Here is a 25,346-nt window from a genome sequence, read left to right as displayed (position 1 = left end):
CTTATAGCCCTATAGATAGAAGAAAATTCCCGTTATGTGTGCGATTTCAGTGGGAGTGAACTCAGTCGCCTTGGGTTTGAGTACCATTTGGGTGCCCTCGCATCGGGTTGTGAATACAGAATGATTCTAACATTTTCAGCGATTTATAATTGAAAAAACGCTAACTTAACGGCATTGAGTCGATATCCGGTGTCCTTCTTGCCATTCCCATGCAGAAGGCGAACGACTGTGTGAAGTCTGCATTCTTCATGGTTCTTCTCATGGTCTTGTAGACAGGATTCATGATCATTGTAGGGAATCATGGACCACAGTTCTTTGGTGCATGGGTATACCTTGTCTTCAAACATGCGGCTGCCCCGCATGAAGTATGCCGGTTGGTCGTTCACGATCACCTTCGAGGCATCACAGCTTCCTTCAACACGATCCTTCTCGCCATGTTGCTCAAAGATATGGATCTTGGATGGATTGAAGTCCGCCTTCCGGATCAGGTACATCGCAGCAGCAATGGCACCCAAGCCAAGACCATTCAGATAGGCGTTGACAGAAGAATCCTCTCTCTTTTCCATGTCCTTGCCGTCGCGCAGGCGGCCGATCGCGGACAGGAGCATGCGAATGTCGTAGGTGGAGTTGAAGACCTCCGGCACGCCGCGCTCGACGTCGAGCAGGGTTTAGACAGCCTCCATCGGCGCTCGGACGGAGTACTCGGTGGTGAAGATGCAGTCGCGCTCCTTGGATTCCGCGAACTGCCCAATGAAGGCGAAGTTGACAGCGCCCTCGGGCACCACATCCGGGCGATCACCGGCCTGGCGTGGCATGAAGAAGGCGGTCACGTACGGCATCATCACCGGGACGGTTATCGCACCCGTTGCGGCCAGTTCGGGGATGTCCTCGACCGGCACGCCCAGGTGGTAGAGCCATTCCCGGGTGATCTCTTCGCCGCTGCAGTCCTGCATCGGTTTCTTTACGTAGTCGCCGGGTTGCTCGACGAACAGCGCGTAGACCCAAACCACGATCTGGCCCTTGGGCTGCTGCTTGAAGTGCGGCTGCCGGTTCACCGTCCAACTGAGCAGCCAGGATGAGTCCTTCGCGGTCACGATGCCGCCAGTCACCACCTTACCGCTGAACGGATCGCGCTTGGCGATCTTCTGGATGTACTTCGGGATGCGCTCATCGAGCGTCGTGACGGTGGCCGACTCCCATTTGGTCTCGGGGATGTGCGAGCCGAACACGTCCGGGTGCCCGAACGCCGGATCCTTAGCGGCGATGCGCCGCCAAAGATCCCATGCCGGTGCAGGCCCGACATTCAGATTGGCCGGTGTGTGGTGGTCGCCGTTGTCGGAGTTCTCGGTGAGCGAGCCGATGGTCATGAACACCAGGTCGTCGGGACCAAGATCGACGCCGCCTTCGACGCCGTCCCAGCCGGTGGCCAGGAAGAGCTTGACGATCTCCTTCTGCGCCTGCTCGCTGAGCGTGAACAGGCCGTCGGTGTGCGCGTCCTCGCCGCGATTCACCGTGGCGCGCTGCAAAGAGGAGTTCGGATCGTCCTTGTCGAGCCAATAGAACTCGTCGAGCACGCTGGCACCCTCGATCTCCAGCGACGGGATCGAGCGGTATAGGTCCCACAGGCATTCGAAGTGCTCTTCCATCTCGCGCCCGCCGCGGATCACGAAGCCCTTGTTCGGCTCCTTGATGCCGTCCAGCGCGCAACCGGGCAACTGATGCTGCTCCAGGATGGTGATCCGGTTGCCCGGCATCTGGCCGTCGCGGATCAGGAAGGCCGCGCCCGCCAGTGCAGCCAGGCCCGAGCCGACAAGCCAGGCCGTTCTGTTCTCCGTACCCTTGGGTTTGCGCGGACGGGCGAAGGCTTCATCGTTGCCGTTGCTGTAGTACATCAAGCGCACCTTTTGTTGGCCTTACGGGGTTGGAGATGACCCGCCGGTCGGTCTTTGCTTGGTCGACGCCAAGACATCATGGCGATGGCGCAGGCACTGATCGGTCACCGAGAGCAGGGTGTTGGCATCGGGGGGCAGATAGACCCGGATGACCTCCGCCTTTGTGTTGATGACGTGGTCGATGAAGCCGGGATCCAGATGGCTGAAGCCCTTGTGATCCTGACGCCAAGCAGGGGAGGACAGCAGATCATTAAGGCGAATACCGGAAACCCTCATACCAACGGCGTAGGTTGTGCCGAGCCGCGCGAGGCACAACCAACCGTCGGCGCAAGTTGTGCTTCCTATCGTCAGCACAACCTACGGGTATGGAAGTTTGCGGAAATCACCTAAGCGAGGCGATGGGGCGGCGCCTGGGAAGGTGATCGCACACCTTGAGCCACTTGGCGTGCTGGGTGAACATGGTGTTGTTTCCCATCCTGATCCGCAATCCACCGGCCATTTTTGCGGGGAATATTCCACCGGTGATGTCGTTTTCCGGTGATGGAATGCGGTGAGCGCGGGCCGCGGATGTCCCGGACGCTTCACCGGCGTGCATCCTCCTCCAGGCTAACGCACAGTGTCGGCCACTGCCGGGGGCACCGCGAAATGGCGGCCCAGGTTCAAGAGGGTGATCTTGCGGACCTTGCTGCCGACCCGCGTGGAGCGCACCAGCCGGTGGGTGTGGTAGCGCTCGCCGGTGGCGCTGTTGCGGGTGTGCGTGCGACGGATGTACATGCCCGTACGCTAGCCCCTGCGCTGCCGGGCGCCTAGGGCCAGGTGGAAATAATATGGCACGACTTTATCACGGCGAGGCTGTCGTGTACTGATGAATCAATAGCATAGATCGCATGCGGGCATGAAATTGGCCCCGACCGTGTTAAACTTGGGCTAAGCCTGCTGGAGTCTGTCGGTTCGGTGTTGGCAGCCCTTTCGCGACACGGCTATCGGCTCTCGGATGCGCTGGTCGTCGAGGTCTTACGCCTGGCCGGGGAGACGGGTCGGCAGGACGAATGACTCGCTTTTCGTGAAGCGGGGCGCGCGCTCCGGGTCGGCTGTTCGATCATCTTCAAACTTCCGGAACCCGCATCCGCACAGGAGGCCAAGCGGTGCGGTCCGGCTCGCTCGGCACGGTTCAACGCGCGCAGATTCCCAGCAGGTTCCTCACACGTTTCCTGGGTTGCAGGGTCACAGGAGCGTGGTCGGCGTTGCGGTCGAAGAAGAATCCCGTCGAGGATCCGCCGTCGAGGTTGATGGCGCGATCGACCCGCCAAGGCGTCAGGGCATTCGGGGAGGCGAGGCTTTCCGCGAGCTCGGCGAGGGTGAGAGTGCTCATGGTCGCACCGATGACCCAGTGTCCGCGCCAATCCGTGGCGACGAAGGTGCGGCGCCGCGGATCGGAGGCGGACAGGCCACGCACCGGGCGTCCGCTTTCCACGAGATAGGGTCCGGTCTGCAACAAGGCGGTGATGCCCGGGTGATCTTGGAACCGGCCACGCCGGACGAGGTGGATGCCGTGCTCGTCGCTGTAGATCACGCCGCTCAGGAGTTTCGCCGTCTCGAAGCGGTTGATCCGCTCTCCTTTGGACATCACGAGCCCGGCCGGTTGCCAATCCGGGTGGAAGAAGCCGCCGTTGACCCCGGCAATACAGCCCTCGGCGCGGAAGGCCGCCTCCAGCGTCTGGTGAGCCGGTTCGGGACCAGCTCCAAGATCGATGACCTCCAAGCGGAACGCCCGCGAGGTGAAGAAGGCGAGGTGTGCAGTGACCTGTTTGCCGTCCGACGGGCGCACCGCGGCGCGCTTGGCGTAGGCGAGGTCGGCGCTGATGTCCTGCCGCTGTGATTCCCCTGCAGGCGTCCAGTCCGCGGCGAGCGCGTTCGAAGCCTGCAGCAGAAGGGCCAGGAGGAGAATGCGCGGCCACGCCGGACGGGCGTTGAACGACCTGCGCATGCGACCGGCTCGCTCTCGTCGGATCGACGTCTTCATCGACCCGGCTGCCGGAATCCTTTCACTGGTCCTGCATCATGGCGTCGAGCTGCTTCCAACTCAGGTAGAGGCGTTGCCGGTACCCCGGCAGCGCGCGGAAGTCCCAGCGCCGATAGAACGCCTTGGCCGGCGCGTCGATGCAGTCGAGGATGACTGCCACGACCGGGAAGATTCGGCTCGCCAGGTGACAATCCACGAGCGCCTGCGCGAGCAGGCGGTTCCCGAGACCCAAACCTTGGTGACGCGCGTCCACGCCGAGCCAGGCCAACACCGCCACCGGAAGATCCCGGCGGTGCAGGTGTCGGATGAGCTCCGGCGGCAGGTCGGAGAAGTCAACCTGAGCGGTCGCGAGCGTATAGAACCCCGCAATGTTGTCCGGTGCTGCGATCAGCGCCTTCGTTGCAGACAGACGCTTGTCCTGATTCTGCAGCGCTTTGGTGGCGAGCCAGTCGTCGACCTGTGCTTGACCGCAGCGGAAGACCGACCGCGGGTGGCTCTTTCGAAGGGGTTCGAGACGGTAGCCGTCCGGGAAACGGACGGCGTTCATTCGCCCCGCATCAAGGCACCGAGCGCCTGCTGTGCGTCGCTGAGCCGAGCCGGCTCGTCGAGCGCCTGCCAAAAGGCGAGCTGCTCGTCGGCGGTCAGGGCGATGACGCGCTGCTGGGCGGCACTCAGCTCGCGTTGCGCCTGAGCGACGACGACCGTCCGCACGTAATCGCTGATGCTGACGTGGCGCAGCTTCGCCGCCTGCGCAACGCTGTCCTTGCTGACGGCGTCGAGACGGACCATGAGACTGGTCGACGGGCTGTTCATCGGCATCCTCGGATCGATCATGATGCCGGAAAACGTATAGCGCTCTGCAATACATGTCAAGAGTCCCGCCTACTCGGCCGGCAGAGCCGGAAGCGTCTCCCGCCACAGCTCGGACTCGGCCTCCTTGCGGACCTCCTCGCTGTCGAGTCCGTCGCTGCGTTGCGTGGTGCGCGTCGCCGCATCCGCTCGGCCCTCGCTGCGGACGGTCAGCGCGCTGCCCGCGCCGGTGAGGTCCTCGACGGTAAGGGTCTCCAGGGTCGGGAAGTGTCCGGTCTCGTAGAGGATCGCCAGCCACTCGTCGAGATTCACCCGGGTCCAGTCGACCCGGGCAAAGTCCCGGATGTCGATCCCGGAGCACTCCGGTGATTCGGCCTCGCCCCAGTCGCGCCCGAGCTGCGGGCGGATCTGCTGGTTGAGGATCCGCGCGAGCGGGGTGTTGAAGCAGCAAAAGCTGATCCACCTCGAAGGACGCCATACCAAATCGGGCAAGCGACGCAGCGTCCCGCTCTGCGAATATGTCACCTTTTAGTCACGCTGCGGACGAGGCCACCGAAATGGCGCGGATCGGATGATCCAAGCCATTGATATTATTGGTGCGCGAGGGGGGACTCGAACCCCCACGGATTGCTCCGCTGGAACCTAAATCCAGTGCGTCTACCAGTTCCGCCACCCGCGCGCGCCGTTATTCTACTGCGGATCCGAGGAGATGGTTAACTTTGGATTAAACAACGAAAGGCGCCCGAAGGCGCCTTTTTTGCGTGATGCTGCCGTTCGGCTCCCCGAGGACCTAAGACAATGCCGGTCAGGGCTTGACGGTGGTCAGGCCGACGCTGACCCAGTCCTGCATGCCGCCACGATACCACTTGAGCTTATGAACCGGATAGCCGAGATCGACGAGGGTTTTGATGTTGTCGGTGGACTGCCCGCACCAGATCCCATTGCAGAAGAGAATGAGGGTCTTGGCGTTTGTAAAGTCCCAGGTTCCCTTTTCCGCGTCGAAGCTGCCATTGAACTCGTCGGCCAGGATCTGTTGCAGTGCCTCGGCCTGCTCGGGTGTTTCGAAGGTTCCGGCGGCATCCGAGCTGATCATGTTCCAGGGGATGTTCATCGAGCCGGGGACGGTCCCGCGCATGACCCAGTCGGGCGTACGCGAGTCGACGATGAGGATGCTGTTGTCGCCCTTGGACTTGCGGTTCAGGTAGTCAAGGACTTCGAGCTCGCCGATGGTGCCGACGCCGGGGTGTGCGACGATCGGTTGCACGCAGAATGGAGGGCACCCGCGATCGGTCTTTTGGAACATTGCGGGAAGGGTCGCGTCACGGTCGTGACCGCGTTGGATGGTCACGGTTTGGCCGTTGTGGATGACATCCATGGACTCGATGTTCGCCGAGATACGGTTGTCGGCAGCGAGCAGAGTGCCTGGCAAGGTGCTCGCAAGGACGATCAAAAGCGTTGCCGTGGTGGTCTGTTTCAGCATCGTGGTTCTCCTTAATCCGGTTTGAAGAGGGTCGGCCGTTACGGGTTTGATGCGACCCGGTTATCCCCTTACGGCGTTTTCTTCACGTAGGTGGGGAAGGTCGCCCCTTGCTCACGGATGGCTTGCTCGTAGCCCATTTCGCCTTGACGCCTTGCCTTGTCGGCCAGAGCGACTGCAGCGGCGAAATCGCCTGACTTGGCAAGGTCCTGCGCCTCCTTGATGATCTTCCCGGTATCGCGCCACTCGCCCCGAACCGAGCTCGCCTTCTTGCGTGCCGCCTCCGCTGCGGCGATCGCCTCTTCGGCCTGTTTCGCCGCGTCGGTGTCGACGGTGGCGCCTTGGGCTTGCTCGACGGCGAAGGTATCCTGCTTCGTCGCCTTGATCGCCAACTCACGCGCCTTTGTGAACTGGCGCTCCGGCATGATCGCCTCGGCCTCTTTGATCAGCGATGCGGTTTCCTCGGAGGCGACGCCCGCTGTCTCGGCGGCCGCATGCGCAACCTTCGCTTCCTCGATAGCCTGCTCGGCTTCGGACCTGTGGGTCGCCCATGCGCTGGTGACGGGCAGGGCGACCAACAGGCCGCCGATGAAGATCGTTCTGACTACACTGCGAATCGACATTTTATTTGGGACTCCTCTCGTGCGCTCTCCAAAGGGTGCGCCGCAGCGGCGCACCCTCGTGCCTTAGGTGGTCGGTGTTATTGGTGTGCGTTACTTGCGCGCACCGGGCCCATTGAGCTCCAAGCCGTTGTTCACGTAGGTCATGAAGAACTCAAGGTTGCGATACTCCTCGCCCTGAAGCGGGAAGGGTGCCGCGCGCACCTGCTCGTTGCAGCCTTTATAGCGACGATGCAGCGTACCCATTTCACCCCACTTGGAGCGATAGACCGGCCAGTGGGTCGTGTGGCCGAAGGCCGGGCTGAGCATCTCGGTGCGAAGGGTCGTGCCGGAGTTGCCGAAGTGACAATGACTGCATGAGAAGTTGAACTGCCCGCGACGTGCGAAGTAGAACTCCTTACCCGCCTCGAAGGCCGCGACCGCGCGGGGGTCGTCAGCGGGAATCTCCACGTTCGTCACCTGGCCGCGGGATTCGTACGCCATGTAGGCCGTGATGTCCGCCATCGGACCCTTGGCGTAGTTAAGAGGCTTCTCGCCGTTGGCCTCGAGACACTCGTTGATGGCGAGCGGCAAGGTGATGACCATTCCGCGGTCTTTATCCCAGAAGGGGTATTTGCCGACGATCGCCGGGCCATCCGGGAAACAGTCCGCGTAGGTCTTGCCGTTGGCGAACGGCGTGTTCCACATCTCCTCGCCGGCAGTGAGTGCATTCTCGTAGGGCGGGAACTCCTCGATCGCCTCCCAGTTTTCGCGTCCGACGGGATCCACCGCATAGACGCCGTTGGCGAAATCCTGAACGGGTACGGTCGGGAAGCGCTCGGTGAAGTAGGCTTGGAAGGTCGCCTTGTCTTCCTCGGGTGTCGAGGCGAGCGCCGGAATGGAGAGCGAGCAGGCGAGACCGACAGCGGTGAGCGACAGCAATAACTTAGACATTGTATGTTTGCCTCCTAAGGTCACTCTCAGAGTGACCAGATATATTCGACGACGTCCACGAATTCCTTGTTGCTCAAGATCTCGTGCTTGCCGAACGGCGGCATTGCGGCCTCGGGCGCCTTGACGGTCGCGTCCCAGATCTGGCGTGCGAGGGCTTCCTTGCTCGGATAGCGGGTCTGCATGGCGATCAGGGCCGGACCGATGGCTCCGGGGCTTTCGGCGCCGACGATCATATGACAGGCGAGACAGTTGCCTTTGCCGCGGTCTTCGGCAATGACCTTTCCTGCCGCGGCGTCCCCGTTGAGGTCGAGTTGAGGCATGTCGGCCGCCGCAGCAACGACGGCGAGTGTGGATAATCCAAGACCAAGAGCGATCACGGTCGCTCGGATCGGGCGTAGGGACAGCATGGGTAAAGCCTCCTAAGGTCTCTGCTGTAACGACATGGCTCGGAGTTGCTCCGTGCCCTGTTTTCTTGTCTGATCTCCGCGTCGTCGCGCGGTCTTCCCGCGGTCGCTCGGTGACGCCGCGATGTTCTGTCGGACGGATCCTAACACGTCGAATTGAAATTGTCCGACGCTCGAAGTGTGGTGTAAAACGAGGATATCCAGAGACGAGGATCTGACCCACAGTGGGCTCGGCGATGGCATTCGAGACCCATGACCGGGCATACTAGTCGGGATTTACCACGCCGTCGGCCCCAGTGGCAGGGGGCGCACTTGCAGCCAAACGGAGGACTCAAAAGCCAATGTCACTTTCAAGACGTGAATTCGTGCGACTCATGGGAATCGCCGGCGCCGCCGGGATGTTTCCCTCGTCGGTCTTCGCCGCAAAGCGGATGCCGGCCGACCTCTACGAGGTTCCGAAGTTCGGCAACGTCACACTCCTGCATATCACCGACACACACGCCCAGTTGAACCCGGTCTACTTCCGCGAACCGAACGTCAACCTCGGTATCGGACCGGCCTTCGGGCAGGCGCCGCACGTGGTGGGCGAGGCGTTTCTCAAGCACTTCGGAGTGGATCCGGGCGGCATCGAGGCGCATGCCTTCACCTTCCTCGACTTCGATGCCGGTGCAGAGAAGTACGGCACCGTCGGTGGTTTTGCTCACCTCAAGACCTTGGTTGACCGGATTCGCACCGAGCGCGGCGACGGCAACAGCCTGCTGCTGGACGGCGGCGACACCTGGCAGGGCTCGGGGACGGCCTACTGGACCCGCGGCATGGATATGGTCGGCGCCTGCAACCTGCTCGGCGTCGACGTCATGACCGGTCACTGGGAGTTCACCTATCTTGACGAGGAGGTCATCAAGAACGTCGGCGAGTTCAATGGCGACTTCGTGGCCCAGAACGTCAAGGTGCGCGAGGAGGCACTCTTCGACTACCGCTTCGCGGATTTCCCCGGCTTCGACGAAGACCTCGGGCGCGCATTCAAGCCCTACACCATCAAAGAGGTCGGCGGGGTGAAGGTCGCCGTGGTCGGGCAGGCATTCCCCTACACGCCGATCGCCAACCCGCAGCGTTTCATGCCGGACTGGACCTTCGGCATCGACGACGGCTCGATGCAGGAGGTCGTCGATCGAGTGCGGGAGGATGAGAAGCCGGACCTGGTGGTCGTGCTCTCGCACAACGGCATGGACGTCGATCTGAAGATGGCCTCGCGCGTGACGGGCATCGACGTCATCTTCGGCGGTCACACGCATGACGGCATGCCGGCGCCGACCGTCGTCGAGAACGCGTCCGGCAAGACACTCGTCACCAACGCAGGCTCCAACGGCAAGTTCCTCGGCGTGATGGACATGGAGGTGAAGGACGGCAAGCTGGTGGATTTCCGCTATCGCCTGCTGCCGGTCTTCTCCAACCTGCTGGCCCCGAATGCCGAGATGGTCGAGTACATCACCGGCGTGCGTGCGCCCTACAAGGCCCAGCTCGAAGAAGAACTGGCGACCGCGGAGGAGACCCTGTTTCGTCGCGGCAACTTCAACGGCACCTTCGATCAGGTCATCTGCGACGCGCTGCGCAAGGTCAACGATGCCCAGATCAGTCTGTCGCCCGGCTTCCGATGGGGAACGACGGTGCTGCCGGGTCAGAAGATCACGATGGACAACGTCATGGATCAGACCTGCATCACCTACCCGGAGACCTACCGGCGCGAGATGACCGGCGCGGAGATCAAGCTGATCCTCGAGGACGTTTGCGACAATCTCTTCAATCCGGACCCCTACGTGCAGCAGGGTGGGGACATGGTCCGCCTCGGCGGGATGGATTATGTCTGCGACCCGAGCGCCTCGATGGGCGAGCGCATCCTGGACATGGCGCTCGACGACGGCACCAAGATCGAGGCGGACAAGACCTACGTGGTCGCCGGCTGGGCAACGGTCGGCAGTCAATCGCCGGGCGAGCCGATCTGGGACACGGTCGCGACCTATCTGCGCGACATCAAGACCGTGAAGATCGAGAAGCTGAACACGCCGAAGCTCAAGAACGTCACCGGTAATCCGGGTATCGCGGATTACCCCTTCATGTGACGTTGCGGGGTCGGCGGCGCGACGCCGTCCGACCCCGCCCCGACCTGCGGCGGATCGCCCCGTTCGGGTGTCCGTCGCGGGCCACCCGATCCCCCGGTTAAACAACTCGACGAGACCATACCCCTGCCAGACGTTTTCGTTGTCGCAATCGTAATCGACAACGACAACGCCAACGATTGGGTTCGGTGTCAGCGTCGTTGCTGACACGTTACAAAACGATCCCCCGTTGCGCCATCGGATTCAACAATTCTTCGGATAGATAAAAAGAATGCATGGATTATTGACGCAGTCCCGTCCGACCAACACAATCGCGCGCTCCCCGTCCCCTGCGATCGTCTGATCAAGTCATCCCATCGGGGACACTGCGCCCCGTCCGCCGAGACCTCCCGGGTGCCGTAGGTCCTGATTCCATGTGACGCTTTTTCTGATGCCGATCGATGGTGTCTGATATGGCGCGCGTCGGACGATCGAAAACAACCGCCTCCAAAGGTACCCTTATGAAGCAACACACGGTCGATGCCATCACGGCACATCCGCGTTATCGGGAGCTGATCGGCGCGCGTAAGCGCTTCGCTTGGACCCTGACCGCCGCCATTCTGATCATCTATTACGGGTTCATCCTCGTCATCGCCTTCCAACCGGCATGGCTGGCCACTCCGGTGGCCGAAGGCTGGACCATGACCGTCGGCATGCCGGTCGGCATCCTGATCATCTTGAGTGCCTTCATCCTGACCGGCATCTACGTCGCCCGTGCGAACGGGCAATTCGATCGTCTGACCAAAGAGATCCAGGAGGATTTCGAATGACACGTCTCGGAATGTGGGGCGTTCTTGCCGCCCTCCTGGTCCCGTTCGGAATCGCCGCGGCGCCTGCGTTGACTGGCACAGTCGCTCAGAGCAGCGTGAACATCACTGCCATCGTGATGTTCATGATCTTCGTCGGCGCCACCCTGGGCATCACCTACTGGGCGTCCAAGCGAACGCGTTCGGCAAGTGATTTCTATACCGCAGGTGGCGGCATTACCGGCATGCAGAACGGCCTGGCCATCGCGGGCGACTTCATGTCGGCAGCGTCCTTCCTGGGTATCTCCGGTCTGGTCTTCGCATCCGGTTATGACGGACTGATCTACTCCATCGGCTTCCTGGTCGGCTGGCCGGTGATCATGTTCCTCATGGCCGAGCAGATTCGCAACCTCGGCAAGTTCACCTTCGCCGACGTCACCTCGTACCGCTTCGGTCAGACCCAGATCCGCACCATGGCGGCCATCTCGTCGCTGGTGGTCGTCGCCTTCTACCTGATCGCTCAGATGGTCGGTGCGGGCAAGCTGATTCAGTTGCTGTTCGGATTGGATTACTGGATCGCGGTGGTTTCGGTTGGACTCCTCATGATGACCTACGTCATCTTCGGCGGTATGACCGCCACGACCTGGGTCCAGATCATCAAGGCCGTCCTGCTGCTCTCGGGTGCGACCTTCATGGCCGTGGCCGCGCTCGCCACCTTCAACTTCTCCCCCGAGGAGATGTTCAGACAGGCGGTGGAAATCAGCCCTAAGGGCGACGCCATCATGGGTCCAGGCTCCCTGGTCAAGGATCCGATCAACGCCATCTCGCTGGGTTTGGCCCTCATGTTCGGTACCGCCGGCCTGCCGCATATCCTGATGCGGTTTTTCACCGTTCCGAATGCCAAAGAGGCGCGCAAATCGGTCTTCTACGCCACGGGCTTCATCGGCTACTTCTACATCCTGACCTTCATCATCGGCTTCGCCGCGATCGTGCTGCTGTCGCAGAATCCGCAGTTCTTCAAGCCCGAGGCGCTTGCGGCAGATGGTTCCGTGATCAAGGATCAGTTGATTAGCGGCCTGCTGGGCGGCACCAATATGGTCGCCATCAATCTGGCCGAAGCGGTCGGCGGAAACCTCTTCCTCGGCTTCATCTCGGCGGTCGCCTTCGCAACCATCCTTGCCGTGGTCGCGGGTCTGACCCTCGCCGGTGCATCGGCGATCTCGCATGATCTCTACGCCAACGTGATCGCGCGCGGTCGCAGCAACGAGACGACCGAAATCCAGGTCTCGCGCATCGCGACGCTGGCCCTTGGCGTGCTCGCGATCGGTCTGGGCATCGCATTCGAATCCCAGAACGTCGCCTTTATGGTCGGATTAGCCTTCGCGATCGCGGCGAGCGCCAACTTCCCGGTGCTGGTGGCCTCGATCTTCTGGGGCAAGATGACGACGCGCGGTGCGCTGATCGGCGGTTTCGCCGGACTCATCAGTGCGGTCGGTCTCACCATCGTCTCCAAGGCAGTGTGGGGCGACGTGCTCGGCTTCACGGCGGTCAACGCCGACGGTGTTGCGGTTCCGGTCGGTCTGATCCCGCTCGACAATCCGGCGATCATCTCGATCCCGATCGCCTTCTTCTGCATCTGGATCTTCTCGATCCTCGACAACTCCGAGCGCGCCAAGATCGATCGGGCGGCCTATGCCGCCCAGCGGATCCGTTGCGAAACCGGCATCGGCGCGGAGGGCGCAGCAAGCCACTAAGGTGATTTCCGCAAAATTCCATACCCGTAGGTTGTGCTGACGATAGGAAGCACAACTTGCGCCGACGTTTGGTTGTGCCTCGCACGGCTCGGCACAACCTACGGCCTTGGTATAAGGGTTTCCGGAATTCGCCTAAGTAGCGAGGTAGGATGGGTAGAGCACAGCGAAACCCATCCTCCTCGCGCAAACGCAGGACGCAGTCTCATCCCCCGCGCCGCGGGAGTCGTTCACAAGGCGCCGGGTGTCCGTTGACTTGCCGTGGGTAGATCAACGGACACCCGGCGCCTTGCGTATCGACCACACCTAAGGCTTACTTGGCTGCCCCGAACGGCGACCTGTCGATGTCGACACCCAACACGCCATCAGCCAAACACCATGCAGCCGCTCTACTTCGATACAGCCGCAACCACTGCGGTCGATCCCGACGTCATCGATGACATGATTGATGTCCTGCGCAACGTCCCCGGCAATCCCTCCTCGACAACTCACCCGCAAGGCCGAGACGCAGCGCACCATGTCGAGGCCGCGCGCGCGGCGGTCGCCGCGGAGCTCGGGTGCGACACCGACGAGGTCATCTTCACGGCCGGAGCGACCGAGGCGAACAACCTCGGCCTGCGCGGTATCGCCTTGGCCTATCGCGCACAGGGGCGACACCTGGTCACCTCCGCGATCGAGCACAAGGCCGTGCTTGCCTGTTGTCGGGGACTGGAGTCCGACGGCGTGGAGACCACCTACCTGAAGCCGAACCGCGGCGGCTGGGTGACACCCGAGTCCATCCTCGCGGCCCTGCGTCCCGACACCCTGATGGTCTCGCTGATGCACACCAACAACGAGACCGGCGTCATGCAGCCGATCGCCGAGGTCGCCGCCGCGGTCGCGGAGGCCGGCGTTCTCTTGCATGTCGATGCGGCGCAAGGCGCGGGCAAATTCGCGATCGACCTCGCGCAGACGCCGATCGACCTCCTGTCGCTCTCCGCGCATAAGTTCTATGGCCCGAAGGGTGTCGGCTGTCTCGTCGTGCGCGACCGTCGGCATATCCGGCTTCGCCCCCTGATGGAAGGCGGAAGCCAAGAGTACGGACTGCGTCCCGGGACACTCGCGACCCATCAGATCGTCGGCCTGAGCAGCGCGATCACCCGCGCCGCGGCGCATCGCGAGCAGGATCTGCTGCGCGTGGCCGGACTCAAGCAGCGTTTCCTGCAATGCATCGGCGAGGATCTCCGCGCTCACATCAACGGCGACCCGGCCCGGACATCGCCCTACATCCTCAATCTCTCCTTCGAGGGCGTCCCGAGCGACGCACTCATCAATCAGCTCGCTGCCGAGATCGCCATCGGCTCCGGATCCGCCTGCTCCTCCGGCGCCATCGAGCCCTCTCACGTCCTGCGCGCGATGGGGATCGAGGATGGCGCGCTGTACGGCGCGGTGCGCATCAGCTTCGGTCGCGACCACACCGAGGCCCAGATCGACCAAGCCGCCGAAGCCGTACGACAGGCCATCGCCCGGATTCGTGACTTGCAGGATTGACTGGCACCTAATCCTATGCTCAATCAAGTATCGAAATAAGTACGGGAGCAAACGTGAACAGCATTCCAGCTTAAGACATCAAGCGCCGTGGGATCTCCGCCGTTGACGAGGCACTCCGCGAGGGCCCGGTCCATATCATCAAGAACAACCGCCCGAGCGATGTTGTGCTCAGTGAAGCGGCCTATGCTGAGCTGCTGGAGGCCCACTGTGACGCGACGAGAGAACGCCTACGTGAGTCTTTGGCAGATCTTGAGGCCGGCCGAACAAATCGCTACGAGGACGCCGATGCGTTGATGCAGGCTCTCTGGGTACGCCGACTTTAGTCGGCACCTCGGGGAGAGTTGGGGCGGCGGACTTCAGCTCGCCGCGCGGGCGCGTTCGGGCGACTGAAGTCACTCGTCCCCGGGGGCCGGATGAATCCGGCGTACCTGGGCGGTCGCGGTCGGAGTCATGATCAATCCTCGCCATGAGGCGACGGCGCCGCAAAGATTGTCAGTTTGACCTCGGCATCATCGATCAGCCGGTACTCCGGTTTCTTCCCCGATAATCTCTCGCTTTCGATGAGAATGATCGGCACGCCCTCGCCACGCTTGTCCATGATGAAGCTCCGCTGACTGCCAATGGCGTTGACATTCATCGGGCAACGCGCCAGCAATGAGCTGATCAGCTCGTTCCTTGTTGATTGCCGTTCCGAGATGCTCTCGATGGTCATGGTGTTGGGGATCGCGCCTGGCGAGAAGAGCTCAAGTCGATCCGAGAACAGGTGAAGGCGAATCTTGGAGCCGTAAACGGAATAATCCCGGTGGGCGACTGCGTTGACAACCGCCTCGAAGACCGCATTCAGCGAAAACTGCGGTGTTTCGATACGGTTGGGCGCCTTGATGGCATAGACTCGCATGTTTCACTCCACGAACTTCCAGGCGTCCCGAATCTGCACATCCAAGGGTCCGGTGATGTCCTTGGTGTCTAGTTGATAGGCGGCGTTGCGTTCGGTTCCTCGATAACAAACCGCCTGAATAAACGCGCTGGGCATGAAGGATTCCGGCGCATCAGACGCCATCAGAATGCCGCTGACTGTCGCTCGGATGGCCCCGTATTCATCTATGGTAATCAGTTTCATCTTTTCAAGAAATTCCCGATCATCGTTGGGCGAGACAACCGTTCTGAACCGGCTCCAGAGTTTAGGGTTTAAATCATTCAGCGATGTGTCTGGCACTGTTTGCTCATCGAAGGCAATTTGTTTGAGCAGGTCGGAAATACTCTCGTACATCATTGACATCCATTCCCGGAAACAGACAAAGCATGGCAGAAAGCTTCCATGACCTGTCCAGGCTGCTCGGCGCCGATTGCTTTATTCTTCGAGCCCCTATGCCTTGGCGTCGCCTCCGTGTTCCTGTAACCTTCGTCCCAAAGGTCGCAGACCCCTTGGACGGACCCTGCGTAGGAACCGCGTTGCAACACTGATGTTGACCCTGCTCGGGAAACCCTCCGCCCCATGAAGCTCAACCGCGCCAAGGCTACCTTCGGGCGCCACGAGACCTTTCCGCTGCGCTACGGCTGGCTGCCCAAAGGCTTCGAGACGCTGGCGGACGATCCCGAGATCTTCACACGGCCCGAAGACGCCATGATCCGTCTCGGTGTTGGGCGCAACATGGTCAACGCCATCCACTACTGGCTGCAGGTCACCGGTTTGGTCACCTTCGACAGCGGACGCGGCACGCCGACACGGCTCGGCACCACCTTGCTCGGCTCGCGCGGCGACCCTTATCTGGAAGACGACGCCACACTCTGGATCCTCCACTGGCTGATCGCCTCCAACGCCGAGTCCGCAACCGGCTTCTTTTGGTTCTTCAACCGCTTCCCCATGCCGCGGTTTCGCGATTCCGATGCCCTGCGCGCCATCGGCGAGTTCACCGAGCAGGAGCTGAAGGCGCCGCGATCGGCGAGCACCCTGAAATCCGACATCTCCACGCTGCTGCGCATGTACGCCGCCGAGGCGGGGCGCACCGACGAGCATCTCGACTCGCCCTTCGCGCAGCTCGGGCTTGTCGAGAGCGACCCCGACGCCGGTTATCGCAGCCTGCGCGGTGCACGCCCGGCACTGCCGCCGGTTGCGCTGCAGTTCGCGCTCGCACAACGCTTCGCCGCGCAGCCGCAGCAGCCGGCCCTGCCGATGCGCGTCGTCCTTTACAGCGACGAGGGCTGGGCCGCCCCGGGTGCGGTCTTCCGTCTGACCGAAGACGGCCTCATGACCGGACTCGCCCGCGTCATTGAGCAGGACCCTCGCAGCTACGAGCTGCGCGACACCGCCGGCGTGCACCAGCTTTACCGACGCGGCGAGGTCATCGACCCGATCGACATCCTCTCGCAGCACTACCGCGGGCGGGCCGCCGCATGAGCGCGCTCTTCAGCGTCGACCGTGCAATGTTCCCATGACGCGCAAGCAGGCCCCGCCGCGCCATCACGACCACAGCTATCGGCAGCTGTTCTCGCATGCCGAGATGGTCCGCGATCTGCTGACCGGCTTCGTGCGGGACGATTGGGTGCGGTCAATCGATCTCGGCACGTTGGAGCCCGTCAAGGGTAGCTTTGTCACGGATGATTACCGCGATCGCGAGGACGACGTCATCTGGCGTGTCCGCTGGTCGTACGGTTGGCTATACGTCTATATTCTGATCGAGTTTCAAAGTACCGAGGATCGCTTCATGGCGGTGCGGATCGCGAACTACGCGACCCTGCTCTACCAGGATCTGATCGCTCAAGCCGCATTGAGCCCGAGCGGGCGCTTGCCGCCGGTGCTGCCGATCGTGCTCTACAACGGCGAGCCCCGCTGGACGGCGCAGACCGAGCTGTTCTCTCTGATCGAGCCCGTTCCGGGTGGACTGGAACGCTACCGACCACAATGGTCCTACCTGTTGTTGGATGAGGGGGCGATCGCGCGTGACGAGGCCTATCCGCCGGAGGTGCGCAATCTGGTGGCGGCGTTGTTCCGCTTGGAAAAGGCACGCGACGAGGCGACCTGGCTCGCCGTCTACGCGCGCCTCGTCGAGCTGTTGGACAGTGCCGCGCTGGACAGCCTCAAGCGCGCCTTTGGGCGCTGGATCTACCGAAGCTTCATCCGCAAGAAGCGCCCCGGAATCCGACTTCCGAGCATTGATGACTACAACGAGGTGCATGTCATGTTGCAGCAACGCGTCGAGCAATGGAATGCGGAGATTCTCGAACGTGGGCGTCAAGAAGGGCGTCAAGAAGGGCGTGAAGAAGGCCGCCGTGAAACCGCCCTGGAGCTGATCCGGAAAACCGATTTCGACGACGCAACCATTGCCGACATCAGCAAACTGTCCTTGGAAGAGATCCAAGTGCTACGCGATCTGCCGAGCGCGCATTGAGAACGCAGGGCGCGTGACAGGCTCCGAAGGTGATCGAGGTCGACAGTGAAGCGGTCCGAGATGTCATGGAATCAGACACCCGCATCCAACCAGCAACACAACAAACCCAGAAGGACCGCGACGTGACCACATTGGATCGTGTTATCCACATCGGCACCGCCTACACGCGCTCGATCAACCTCACGCGCGATGCCGACGCGCCGGATCTGATCCGGGCCTATGTTCCCACCTCGCGCGCCTTACAGGCGTTGAACCGCATGGTGGCCGGTCTGTGCCCGGGCGCACGTCCGCGCGCCTTCTCGCTGATCGGACCCTACGGCACCGGCAAATCGGTGTTCGGCCTCTTCGCCGCCGCCGTCTTGTCGGAGCCCGCGGCCGAGCAGCATCGCGTGTCGATGGCGGTGCTCGAGACCGCCGATGCCGATCTCGCGGCCCGTTTTTGCGCGACCCAACCGACCGGACGCGGCTTCCTGCGGGTCGCCATCACCGGCATCCCGGACTCGCTGATTCGGCAGTTGATGCTCGGCCTCGCGCTCGCCGTTGAACAAGCTGGGCTGCCTGACGCCCTGGTCGAGGATATCCTTCTCAAGTTCGAGTCCTAATCCGCGACGACGAACGACGACACCATGAACGACGAAACCCTCGGCTACTACAGGGATCAGGCCGAAACTTTCGTGCTCGACACCCAGTCGGTCGACATGGGGCCGCTCTATGCGCGCTTCCTTCCGCGCCTGCACGCCAACGCTCGGATTCTGGACGCAGGCTGTGGTTCGGGCCGAGACGCGCGCGCCTTCGCGGATCGCGGCTTTCAGGTCACGGCCTTCGATGCGTCTCCCGCCATGGCGGCAGTCGCTGAGGCGCATTCTGGCGCACCCGTCGTTGTGTTGCGTTTCCAGGAGATCGCTTGGCGCCAAGCTTTCGATGGGATTTGGGCCTGTGCCAGCCTCCTGCATGTCCCGATCGCCGAGCTGCCGGATGTCATGCACCGACTTGGCCGCGCCCTGAAACCTGGCGGAATCCTCTATGCCTCGTTCAAATACGGGCGTGGCGAGCAGATGCGCAATGGGCGTCATTTCACCGATCTTGACGAAGCCGGTTTGGCCGAGCTGCTGGAGCAGGTCGGCCTGTTCGTCGAGGTCGAGAGCTGGGTGACGTCCGACCGACGTCCCGGTCGCGAGTCCGAGCGTTGGCTCAATACCGTGCTCCGGCTCGAAGCGGACGCATGAGCGGTTATCTCGCGACCGGCGGTCGCCGCGACCCCTTTCTCCCTCATCTACTGGAAGCGATCCGGCGCGCCGATCGAATCGATCTCGCGGTCGCCTTTATCAAGTCGAGCGGACTGGCACTGCTCTTCGATGCGCTCGCCGACGCCCTTCAATACCGCGCCGCACGTTTGCGCATCCTGACCAGTGATTACCTGGATGTCACCGAGCCGCAAGCCCTGCGTCGGTTGATGCTGCTTGGCGAGCGCGGCGCCGATATCCGCGTTTTCGAATCCGGCGACCAGAGCTTTCATCTCAAAGCCTATATCGCCATCCAAACGCAGGATGGGCGCGAGGTCTGGGGCTGCGCCTTCGTCGGCTCCAGCAACATTAGCCGCACTGCACTCACGGACGGGCTTGAGTGGAACTATCGGGTCGATCGCATCGCCGATTCCGAATCGGCGGGGGATGGGCCACTCCATCAGATCTGCGCCGAATTCGAGTCGTTGATCGCTCATCCTCGGGTCCGACGACTCGATGATACCTGGATCGACGACTACGACGAGCGTCGCTCTGTGCTTCGCCACCTGCCGGTTTTCCCGGATTGGGACGAGCCGGAGGCCCCGCGGCCGACGCCGAACGCGGTCCAGCTCGAAGCGCTCGCGGCACTCGATGCGACCCGCGCCGCAGGCTATCTGCGCGGCTTGGTAGTAATGGCGACTGGCATCGGCAAGACCTTCCTGGCCGCCTTCGACAGCGAGCGCCTATCCGTCGCGCGACTCCTTTTCGTCGCCCATCGCGAGGAGATCCTGCTCCAAGCCGAGTCGAGTTTTCAGCTGGTTCAACCCGGCCGCCGGGTTGGGCGCTATACCGGCGAACGCAAAGATGCCGATGTGGACCTCCTGTTTGCGTCGGTACAGACGCTCGGGCAGTCGCGTCATCTTGATCGGTTCGCGCCGGATCACTTCGATTATGTCGTCGTCGACGAATTTCATCATGCTGCGGCACCGACCTATCGACGTCTGCTCGGTCATTTCAAACCGCGTTTCCTGCTTGGCCTGACCGCGACCCCCGAGCGGACGGATCAGTCGGACATCCTGAGTCTGTGCGACGACAATCTGGTCTACGGTCGCAATCTGTTCGACGGAATCACCTTGGGGCTGTTGTGCCGGTTCCGCTATTACGGCATCTACGACGAAACCGTCGACTATCAGGAGATTCCCTGGCGCAACGGGCGCTTCGATCCCGAGTCGCTTTCGAACAAGCTTGCGACACTCGGGCGTGCCCGTCATGCCTTGGCACAGTGGCAGGAGAAGGCCCAAAGCCGGACCCTGGCGTTCTGCGTCTCGCGACGTCATGCGGATTTTATGGCCGAGCGCTTCCGGAAAGAGGGCATCCGCGCCGCTGCGGTCTATCAGGGTTCATCGCTTGATCGCAGCGCAGCCCTGGAGCAGCTCGAACGGGGCGATCTTCAGGTGATTTTTTCGGTGGATCTCTTCAACGAGGGCGTGGACTTACCGGCCATCGATACCGTCATGATGCTGCGCCCGACGGAATCGAAGGTCCTGTTCCTCCAACAATTGGGACGTGGACTTCGGCGAGCCCCGGACAAGGATCACCTGGTCGTGCTGGACTTCATCGGCAATCACAAAGGCTTTCTCAACAAACCACAGGCGCTCTTCGACGTTGGGTCGGGTTACGCCGCACTGGCGGACTTCGCGCGCAAGGCGCGTAACGGCGATCTGCCTCTGCCGCCTGGTTGCTTTGCGACCTACGATCTTGCCATCATCGATTTCCTCGCGCGTCTTCAAGGACGGGGACCGACATCCGACTATCAGGCTCTGCGAGAATCTCTCGGTCGCCGTCCGACCCTCGCTGAGTTTTACCGCAGCGGATCGTGCATTCCGGAGCTGCGACGGCTCCACGGTCAGTGGTTTACCTTGCTGCAGGATCAGGACGATCTCGACACGGAGGAGTCACGCTGTCTTGAGCGGCAAACCGATTTCCTCCGCGAGGCCGAGACCACGGCGATGACCCGCAGCTTCAAAGCCGTGCTGCTCGAATCACTCCTGGACCACGACGGCTTTCGCCAGCCCCTGTCGGTCGAAGAACTGGCCGAGCACGCCCGTACTGTCTTCCGGCGGAGACGTCGCTTCATCCCGGATCTCAGAACGGATTTGCAGGATTTGGACGACGCCAAGGCGGGGCAGTGGCTGCGTTACTGGCGAGCCAACCCAATCAACGCCTGGACAGGGGGCAACCGTTCGGGACAGAGCCGAGCCTGGTTCGAGGTCCGCGAAGGTCGCTTTAGCCCTACCTTTGATGTGGCCGGCGAGGATCTCGATACCTTCCAATCCATGGTCCGAGAACTGGTCGACTACCGATTTGCGGCCTACGAGCCGCGTCTAACCAAGACCACGGCAGGCGAAGAGGGTCCGGAGCGGGCTGAGGTGCAATCGACCGAATCGGCGCGCGTGCTGCCCTTCTCGCGCCCGACCGCGTCGACACCGGCACGCGTCGAGCTGCCGTACTATCCGGACCTTCGCATCGCCTGCGGTCATTTTCGGCGAGGTCGCGGCGACTCAGAGCAGCGTTGCGCCTTTGACGATCAGGGTTACGGTCGCCTCGATCCTGAACGCGATTTCGTCGCGCGCGCCGTCGGTCACTCCATGGACGGCGGATCGCGACCGATCCACGATGGCGACTACCTTCTGTTGGAGCGGATTGCACCGACGCAGGCCGGTACGCTCAACGGACAAATCGTTGCCATCGAGCGTCAAGACGCCGGCGAGGATCAATACCTGCTGCGTCGTGTCATTAAGACGGCGGACGGCCGCTATCAACTCAAGGCCAATCACCCGGACTATCCGGAGATTGAGGCGGACGAGGACATGCGGCCATTGGCGAGATTGAAGGCGGTACTTGACGCCGTGGAGATGTGCAATGCCTAGCAGGCCATCGGGACGGCTGAAGAGGACGACTGCAAGTCGTCTATCCCAGGGGCGTCGCCGCTTCGCGACGGGCTTCAAGGTCTTCTGCGAGAGAGCATGTCATGAACGACCCGGCCCCGAGTACCCACCAGCATGCCGTCGTGGCTGATTATGACTCCCCGTGGAAGACGGTCTTGGAACGCTACTTCCCCGACTTTCTGGCCTTCTTCTTCCCCGACGCTCATGCCGGCATCGACTGGACGCACGGTTACAGCCTGCTCGACAAGGAGCTTCAAAAGGTGGTGCGCGATGCCAAGCTCGGTCGCCGCTGGGCCGATTCGCTGATCCGCGTCACCAGCCGGGAGGGCGACGAGGACTGGCTGCTGGTGCATGTCGAAGTCCAAGGCCAGAACCAAGCAGATTTCGCCCGGCGCATGTTTGTCTACAATTATCGGCTCTACGATCGTTACGCCAAGCCGGTGGTGAGTCTGGCGGTGCTTGGTGAACCGAGTCAGGTCGACTACGGTGAGTTTGGCTATGCGCGTTGGGGTTGCCGCATGGGTCTGCGGTTTCCCTTGGTCAGCTTAGCCGCCTATCGGACACGCCGAACGGAGCTTGAGTCCTCGGACAATCCCTTTGCCGTCGTCACCCTGGCGCACCTGAGCGCCCTGGAGACCGCCGGATCGGAAGCCGACCGCTATCGGGCCAAGCTGGGGCTGATCCGCAGCCTCTATCGGCGCGGTTTCGCACGCCAGGATATTCTTGAGTTATTCCGGTTCATCGACTGGGTCCTGACGCTCCCCGAGGGACTGGAGCAGCAGTTGTGGTCCGAAATCCAGCAATTCGACGAGGAGAAGCACATGCATTACTTGAGCAGCATCGAGCGGATGGCGCAGCAGAAAGGCACCGAGCAGGGCATCAAGCAGGGCATCAAGCAGGGCATCGGCGAGGGCCAAGCCAAGCTGCTTCATGTCTTGGTCCAGCAACGTTTCGGCCGGATCCCGCCCGACATCGAAGCGCTGATCAGCAGTGCGCGCCCGGACCAATTGGAACAATGGGCGCTGCAGATCCTGGACGCGCAATGCCTGGAGGATGTGTTCGGTGCGACGGGAGAACACTGAGGAACGATTCAAAAAAACGAAACGTGTAGGCTGGGGTGAGCTTGCGAACCCCGGCATACCCGTCTCATCCCTAAGGTGCTTTCCGAGAAAGCAACGCCCAGCGTGTCGGGGCGTTTCGGGGCATAGGCGACTTCAGTTGCCCTCGCCCCATCGTCAAAGCCATTTCCGAAAAAAACGCCCGGCGGAACTCTCTCGCACGACCTGCTGAGGCGCGTTGAGCACGGTTGCCGAGAGGGTTGCGTCGAACTCGACCCCGCAGGCCGTCGGGACGGCTGAAGAGGACGACTGCAAGTCGTCTATCCCGGGGGGGTGTCGCTTCGCGACGGGTTTCATTGTCTTCCGCGAGAGAGCACGTCATGAACGACCCGGCTCCGAGTACCCACCAGCATGCCGTCGTGGCTGATTATGACTCCCCGTGGAAGACGGTCTTGGAACGCTACTTCCCCGACTTTCTGGCCTTCTTCTTCCCCGATGCCCATGCCGGCATCGACTGGACGCACGGCTACAGCCTGCTCGACAAGGAACTACAAAAGGTGGTCCGCGATGCGAAACTCGGTCGCCGCTGGGCCGACTCGCTGATCCGCGTCACCAGTTTTGAGGGAGAAGAGGACTGGCTGCTGGTGCATGTCGAAGTCCAGGGGCGCAACCAAGCGGATTTCGCCCAGCGCATGTTTGTCTACAACTATCGGCTCTATGATCGCTACGCCAAACCGGTCGTGAGTCTGGCGGTGCTGGGTGAACCGAGTCGGCGCAACCACGGTGAGTTTGGCTATGCGCGATGGGGTTGCCGCATGGGTCTGCGCTTTCCCTTGGTCAGCTTGGCCGCCTATCGGACACGCCGAACGGAGCTCGAGTCCTCGGCCAATCCCTTTGCCGTCGTCACCCTGGCCCACCTCAGTGCCCGGGAGACCGCCCGATCGCCAGTCGATCGCTATCAGGCCAAGCTGGGGCTGATCCGCAGCCTCTACCGACGCGGTTTCGCCCGCCAGGATATTCTTGAGTTGTTCCGGTTCATCGACTGGGTACTGACGCTGCCGGAGGGACTGGAGCAGCAGTTGTGGTCCGAAGTCCAGCAATTCGACGAGGAAAAGCACATGCATTACTTGAGCAGCATCGAGCGGATGGCGCAACAGAAAGGCATCGAGCAAGGCATCGAGCAAGGCATCGAGCAGGGCACCGAGCGGGGCATCAAGCAGGGCATCGGCCAAGGCCAAGCCAAGCTACTGCATCTCTTGGTCCAGCAACGGTTCGGCCTGGTCCCGCCCGAGATCGAAGAGAGGATACGCAGCGCTTCCCCGGATCAGTTGGAACAATGGGCCCTGCAGGTGCTGGGCGCGCGATGCCTGGAGGATGTGTTCGGGGCGACGGGAGAACATTGAGTCGTGCCCAGCGTCGGCCTTGCTCGATGCGGGTTTTCCAGACGTCCCGAAGACCGAGAGCGCGCTGCAGGAGGCGCTCGCGCGAGTGAATCGACTGCGCGAGATCTTCATTGGCACGCGCGATGAGTCAGAGGTGAGCGAGCTGGCGCTCCAGCTCCAGCGGATCGCGGCAGATCTCGAGACATGGGAAACCGGCGACATGTCCCCCGAGCGGCTGGCCGAGATCCTCGCTCAGCAGATCGAGCACCAGTCGGCCGCTCTGGCGGAGGAGCTTGCCGCGCGCGAGATCGATCCCGCCTGGGATCTGGCCTCGGTGTATCGGGCGCTCGGCCCTGAACGCATCGATGCCGCGCGTCGGCGCTCCACCGAATGGTTGAGCCCGCGTCGCGCGCTTGCGGATAAGATTCCGACACTCGCCCGCGACGGCTGCGCCCGGATCGAGTCGGAGCTCAACGTGGCGCCGGCCTATCTGTCGAGCGAAGACCGTGAAGTGGTCGAGCAGCTCTTGGAGATGGTTGCCCAGCGCATAGCGGCTCTCGACGGGCAGGCTCGGCAGACGCGCATCGAGACCTGGCGCCGGGGCCTTCCCGAGATCCGGGAGATCGGTGCACTCGACAAACATCGGACAGAAGCCTTTTTGAAGGACCTGCAGAACCCGCCCGAGACCCTGTCGCCGGAAGAGCATGCCGTGCTCGCGCCGCTCGCCGCGGCGCTGAACGGGCATTACGATCAGATGAGCATGGACGAGATCATGGCGCGGATCGAGCGGCTGTCGGCCGAGCGTCGGCAGGCGCTGTTTGAATGGCTTGCCGGGAGAGTGAGCTCGGGCTGAAGGCTGTGCCAAAGCACCGATCAGTTTCCGGAATCTCTCACGGAAACACGGAGACATGAAACATGCGCAGGAAAGCGTTCGGATTCACCCTGTCTCCGTGAGAAGCATGTCGAGCTGGAGCCGGGGTGCCTGCGTTAATCGATAGGTGGCA

27 protein-coding genes and 1 tRNA gene are annotated in these 25,346 nt (G+C 62.1%); 13 read left to right on the top strand and 15 right to left on the bottom strand.

The genetic code is table 11. The annotated features are described in order from the left end of the window. Nucleotides 1-143: 143 nt before the first annotated feature. The 13 genes from AADX97_RS23910 to soxX all read right to left on the bottom strand — a co-directional run bounded on the left by AADX97_RS23910 (nucleotide 144) and on the right by soxX (nucleotide 8,162). Nucleotides 144-644, bottom strand: coding sequence for an oleate hydratase (locus AADX97_RS23910; RefSeq protein WP_374236631.1), 501 nt, complete (start codon nucleotides 642-644; stop codon nucleotides 144-146). A gap of 24 nt (nucleotides 645-668) precedes the next feature. Continuing rightward, nucleotides 669-1,892 (bottom strand): oleate hydratase, encoded by a 1,224-nt coding sequence (locus AADX97_RS23905; RefSeq protein ID WP_374236632.1) that lies wholly within the window; start codon nucleotides 1,890-1,892, stop codon nucleotides 669-671. A 21-nt stretch (nucleotides 1,893-1,913) separates the two neighbouring features. Then, nucleotides 1,914-2,168 carry a hypothetical protein gene (locus tag AADX97_RS23900; protein WP_374236633.1) on the bottom strand — a complete coding sequence of 85 codons (255 nt, stop codon included), beginning with the start codon at nucleotides 2,166-2,168 and terminating at the stop codon, nucleotides 1,914-1,916. Nucleotides 2,169-2,498: 330 nt separating this feature from the next. Beyond that, nucleotides 2,499-2,666: a hypothetical protein gene (locus AADX97_RS23895; RefSeq protein WP_374236634.1), complete on the bottom strand. Its 168-nt coding sequence runs from the start codon at nucleotides 2,664-2,666 to the stop codon at nucleotides 2,499-2,501. Nucleotides 2,667-3,063: 397 nt separating this feature from the next. After that, on the bottom strand, nucleotides 3,064-3,879 hold the full coding sequence (locus tag AADX97_RS23890; protein ID WP_374236635.1) for a phosphodiester glycosidase family protein: 816 nt from the start codon (nucleotides 3,877-3,879) through the stop codon (nucleotides 3,064-3,066). A gap of 58 nt (nucleotides 3,880-3,937) precedes the next feature. Continuing rightward, nucleotides 3,938-4,462 carry a GNAT family N-acetyltransferase gene (locus AADX97_RS23885; protein ID WP_374236636.1) on the bottom strand — a complete coding sequence of 175 codons (525 nt, stop codon included), beginning with the start codon at nucleotides 4,460-4,462 and terminating at the stop codon, nucleotides 3,938-3,940. After that, a complete protein-coding gene (locus AADX97_RS23880; RefSeq protein WP_374236637.1) occupies nucleotides 4,459-4,728 on the bottom strand; it encodes a DUF1778 domain-containing protein in 270 nt (89 codons plus the stop codon). The genes AADX97_RS23885 and AADX97_RS23880 overlap by 4 nt, the downstream gene beginning before the upstream one ends. A 69-nt stretch (nucleotides 4,729-4,797) precedes the next feature. After that, entirely contained in the window at nucleotides 4,798-5,217 is a 420-nt protein-coding gene (traN, locus tag AADX97_RS23875; protein WP_374239330.1) for a conjugal transfer protein TraN, read from the bottom strand. A gap of 102 nt (nucleotides 5,218-5,319) precedes the next feature. Further along, nucleotides 5,320-5,404: transfer RNA gene (locus AADX97_RS23870), tRNA-Leu, on the bottom strand. A gap of 126 nt (nucleotides 5,405-5,530) precedes the next feature. Beyond that, nucleotides 5,531-6,205: a rhodanese-like domain-containing protein gene (locus AADX97_RS23865; protein WP_374236639.1), complete on the bottom strand. Its 675-nt coding sequence runs from the start codon at nucleotides 6,203-6,205 to the stop codon at nucleotides 5,531-5,533. Nucleotides 6,206-6,273: 68 nt separating this feature from the next. Next, on the bottom strand, nucleotides 6,274-6,825 hold the full coding sequence (locus AADX97_RS23860) for a hypothetical protein (RefSeq protein WP_374236640.1): 552 nt from the start codon (nucleotides 6,823-6,825) through the stop codon (nucleotides 6,274-6,276). 90 nt (nucleotides 6,826-6,915) lie between these two features. Beyond that, nucleotides 6,916-7,755: a sulfur oxidation c-type cytochrome SoxA gene (gene soxA, locus AADX97_RS23855; protein ID WP_374236641.1), complete on the bottom strand. Its 840-nt coding sequence runs from the start codon at nucleotides 7,753-7,755 to the stop codon at nucleotides 6,916-6,918. A 26-nt stretch (nucleotides 7,756-7,781) separates the two neighbouring features. After that, nucleotides 7,782-8,162 (bottom strand): sulfur oxidation c-type cytochrome SoxX, encoded by a 381-nt coding sequence (soxX, locus tag AADX97_RS23850; protein WP_374236642.1) that lies wholly within the window; start codon nucleotides 8,160-8,162, stop codon nucleotides 7,782-7,784. 338 nt (nucleotides 8,163-8,500) lie between these two features. Here soxX and soxB point away from each other — a divergent pair, with 338 nt between their 5' ends. The 5 genes from soxB to AADX97_RS23825 all read left to right on the top strand — a co-directional run bounded on the left by soxB (nucleotide 8,501) and on the right by AADX97_RS23825 (nucleotide 14,665). Continuing rightward, nucleotides 8,501-10,279 (top strand): thiosulfohydrolase SoxB, encoded by a 1,779-nt coding sequence (gene soxB, locus AADX97_RS23845; RefSeq protein ID WP_374236643.1) that lies wholly within the window; start codon nucleotides 8,501-8,503, stop codon nucleotides 10,277-10,279. Between the two features lie 497 nt (nucleotides 10,280-10,776). Then, nucleotides 10,777-11,085 carry a DUF485 domain-containing protein gene (locus AADX97_RS23840; RefSeq protein ID WP_374236644.1) on the top strand — a complete coding sequence of 103 codons (309 nt, stop codon included), beginning with the start codon at nucleotides 10,777-10,779 and terminating at the stop codon, nucleotides 11,083-11,085. Beyond that, on the top strand, nucleotides 11,082-12,815 hold the full coding sequence (locus tag AADX97_RS23835) for a cation acetate symporter (protein ID WP_374236645.1): 1,734 nt from the start codon (nucleotides 11,082-11,084) through the stop codon (nucleotides 12,813-12,815). Before AADX97_RS23840 ends, AADX97_RS23835 begins: the two co-directional genes overlap by 4 nt. 375 nt (nucleotides 12,816-13,190) lie before the next feature. Continuing rightward, on the top strand, nucleotides 13,191-14,342 hold the full coding sequence (locus AADX97_RS23830) for a cysteine desulfurase family protein (protein WP_374236646.1): 1,152 nt from the start codon (nucleotides 13,191-13,193) through the stop codon (nucleotides 14,340-14,342). A gap of 77 nt (nucleotides 14,343-14,419) precedes the next feature. Further along, nucleotides 14,420-14,665: a prevent-host-death protein gene (locus AADX97_RS23825; RefSeq protein WP_374236676.1), complete on the top strand. Its 246-nt coding sequence runs from the start codon at nucleotides 14,420-14,422 to the stop codon at nucleotides 14,663-14,665. A 131-nt stretch (nucleotides 14,666-14,796) separates the two neighbouring features. Here AADX97_RS23825 and AADX97_RS23820 read toward each other — a convergent pair whose 3' ends face one another. Both AADX97_RS23820 and AADX97_RS23815 read right to left on the bottom strand, forming a co-directional pair. Beyond that, nucleotides 14,797-15,240, bottom strand: coding sequence for an ATP-binding protein (locus AADX97_RS23820; RefSeq protein WP_374236647.1), 444 nt, complete (start codon nucleotides 15,238-15,240; stop codon nucleotides 14,797-14,799). Between the two features lie 3 nt (nucleotides 15,241-15,243). Further along, entirely contained in the window at nucleotides 15,244-15,612 is a 369-nt protein-coding gene (locus AADX97_RS23815; protein ID WP_374238856.1) for a hypothetical protein, read from the bottom strand. Between the two features lie 225 nt (nucleotides 15,613-15,837). Between AADX97_RS23815 and AADX97_RS23810 the strand changes: the two genes are divergently transcribed. The 8 genes from AADX97_RS23810 (at nucleotide 15,838) to AADX97_RS23775 (ending at nucleotide 25,195) form a co-directional block, all read left to right on the top strand. Beyond that, nucleotides 15,838-16,740 carry a DUF4007 family protein gene (locus tag AADX97_RS23810; RefSeq protein ID WP_374236649.1) on the top strand — a complete coding sequence of 301 codons (903 nt, stop codon included), beginning with the start codon at nucleotides 15,838-15,840 and terminating at the stop codon, nucleotides 16,738-16,740. Nucleotides 16,741-16,774: 34 nt separating this feature from the next. After that, nucleotides 16,775-17,731 (top strand): Rpn family recombination-promoting nuclease/putative transposase, encoded by a 957-nt coding sequence (locus AADX97_RS23805; RefSeq protein ID WP_374236650.1) that lies wholly within the window; start codon nucleotides 16,775-16,777, stop codon nucleotides 17,729-17,731. Nucleotides 17,732-17,853: 122 nt separating this feature from the next. Then, the gene (locus tag AADX97_RS23800; protein WP_374236651.1) at nucleotides 17,854-18,333 is read left to right on the top strand and encodes a hypothetical protein; all 480 of its coding nucleotides are present in this window, start codon (nucleotides 17,854-17,856) and stop codon (nucleotides 18,331-18,333) included. A gap of 24 nt (nucleotides 18,334-18,357) precedes the next feature. Then, nucleotides 18,358-18,957: a class I SAM-dependent methyltransferase gene (locus AADX97_RS23795; RefSeq protein WP_374236652.1), complete on the top strand. Its 600-nt coding sequence runs from the start codon at nucleotides 18,358-18,360 to the stop codon at nucleotides 18,955-18,957. After that, nucleotides 18,954-21,884 carry a DEAD/DEAH box helicase family protein gene (locus AADX97_RS23790; protein ID WP_374236653.1) on the top strand — a complete coding sequence of 977 codons (2,931 nt, stop codon included), beginning with the start codon at nucleotides 18,954-18,956 and terminating at the stop codon, nucleotides 21,882-21,884. Before AADX97_RS23795 ends, AADX97_RS23790 begins: the two co-directional genes overlap by 4 nt. A gap of 101 nt (nucleotides 21,885-21,985) precedes the next feature. Then, nucleotides 21,986-22,984, top strand: coding sequence for an Rpn family recombination-promoting nuclease/putative transposase (locus AADX97_RS23785; protein WP_374236654.1), 999 nt, complete (start codon nucleotides 21,986-21,988; stop codon nucleotides 22,982-22,984). A gap of 356 nt (nucleotides 22,985-23,340) precedes the next feature. Next, the gene (locus AADX97_RS23780) at nucleotides 23,341-24,363 is read left to right on the top strand and encodes an Rpn family recombination-promoting nuclease/putative transposase (protein WP_374236655.1); all 1,023 of its coding nucleotides are present in this window, start codon (nucleotides 23,341-23,343) and stop codon (nucleotides 24,361-24,363) included. A gap of 85 nt (nucleotides 24,364-24,448) precedes the next feature. After that, a complete protein-coding gene (locus AADX97_RS23775) occupies nucleotides 24,449-25,195 on the top strand; it encodes a hypothetical protein (protein ID WP_374236656.1) in 747 nt (248 codons plus the stop codon). Nucleotides 25,196-25,346 lie beyond the last annotated feature (151 nt).

The organism is Thiocapsa sp. C2-2m, assembly GCF_041903745.1.
Taxonomy (GTDB): domain Bacteria; phylum Pseudomonadota; class Gammaproteobacteria; order Chromatiales; family Chromatiaceae; genus Thiocapsa; species Thiocapsa roseilacustris.
This window is presented reverse-complemented; position numbering and strand designations above follow the sequence as displayed.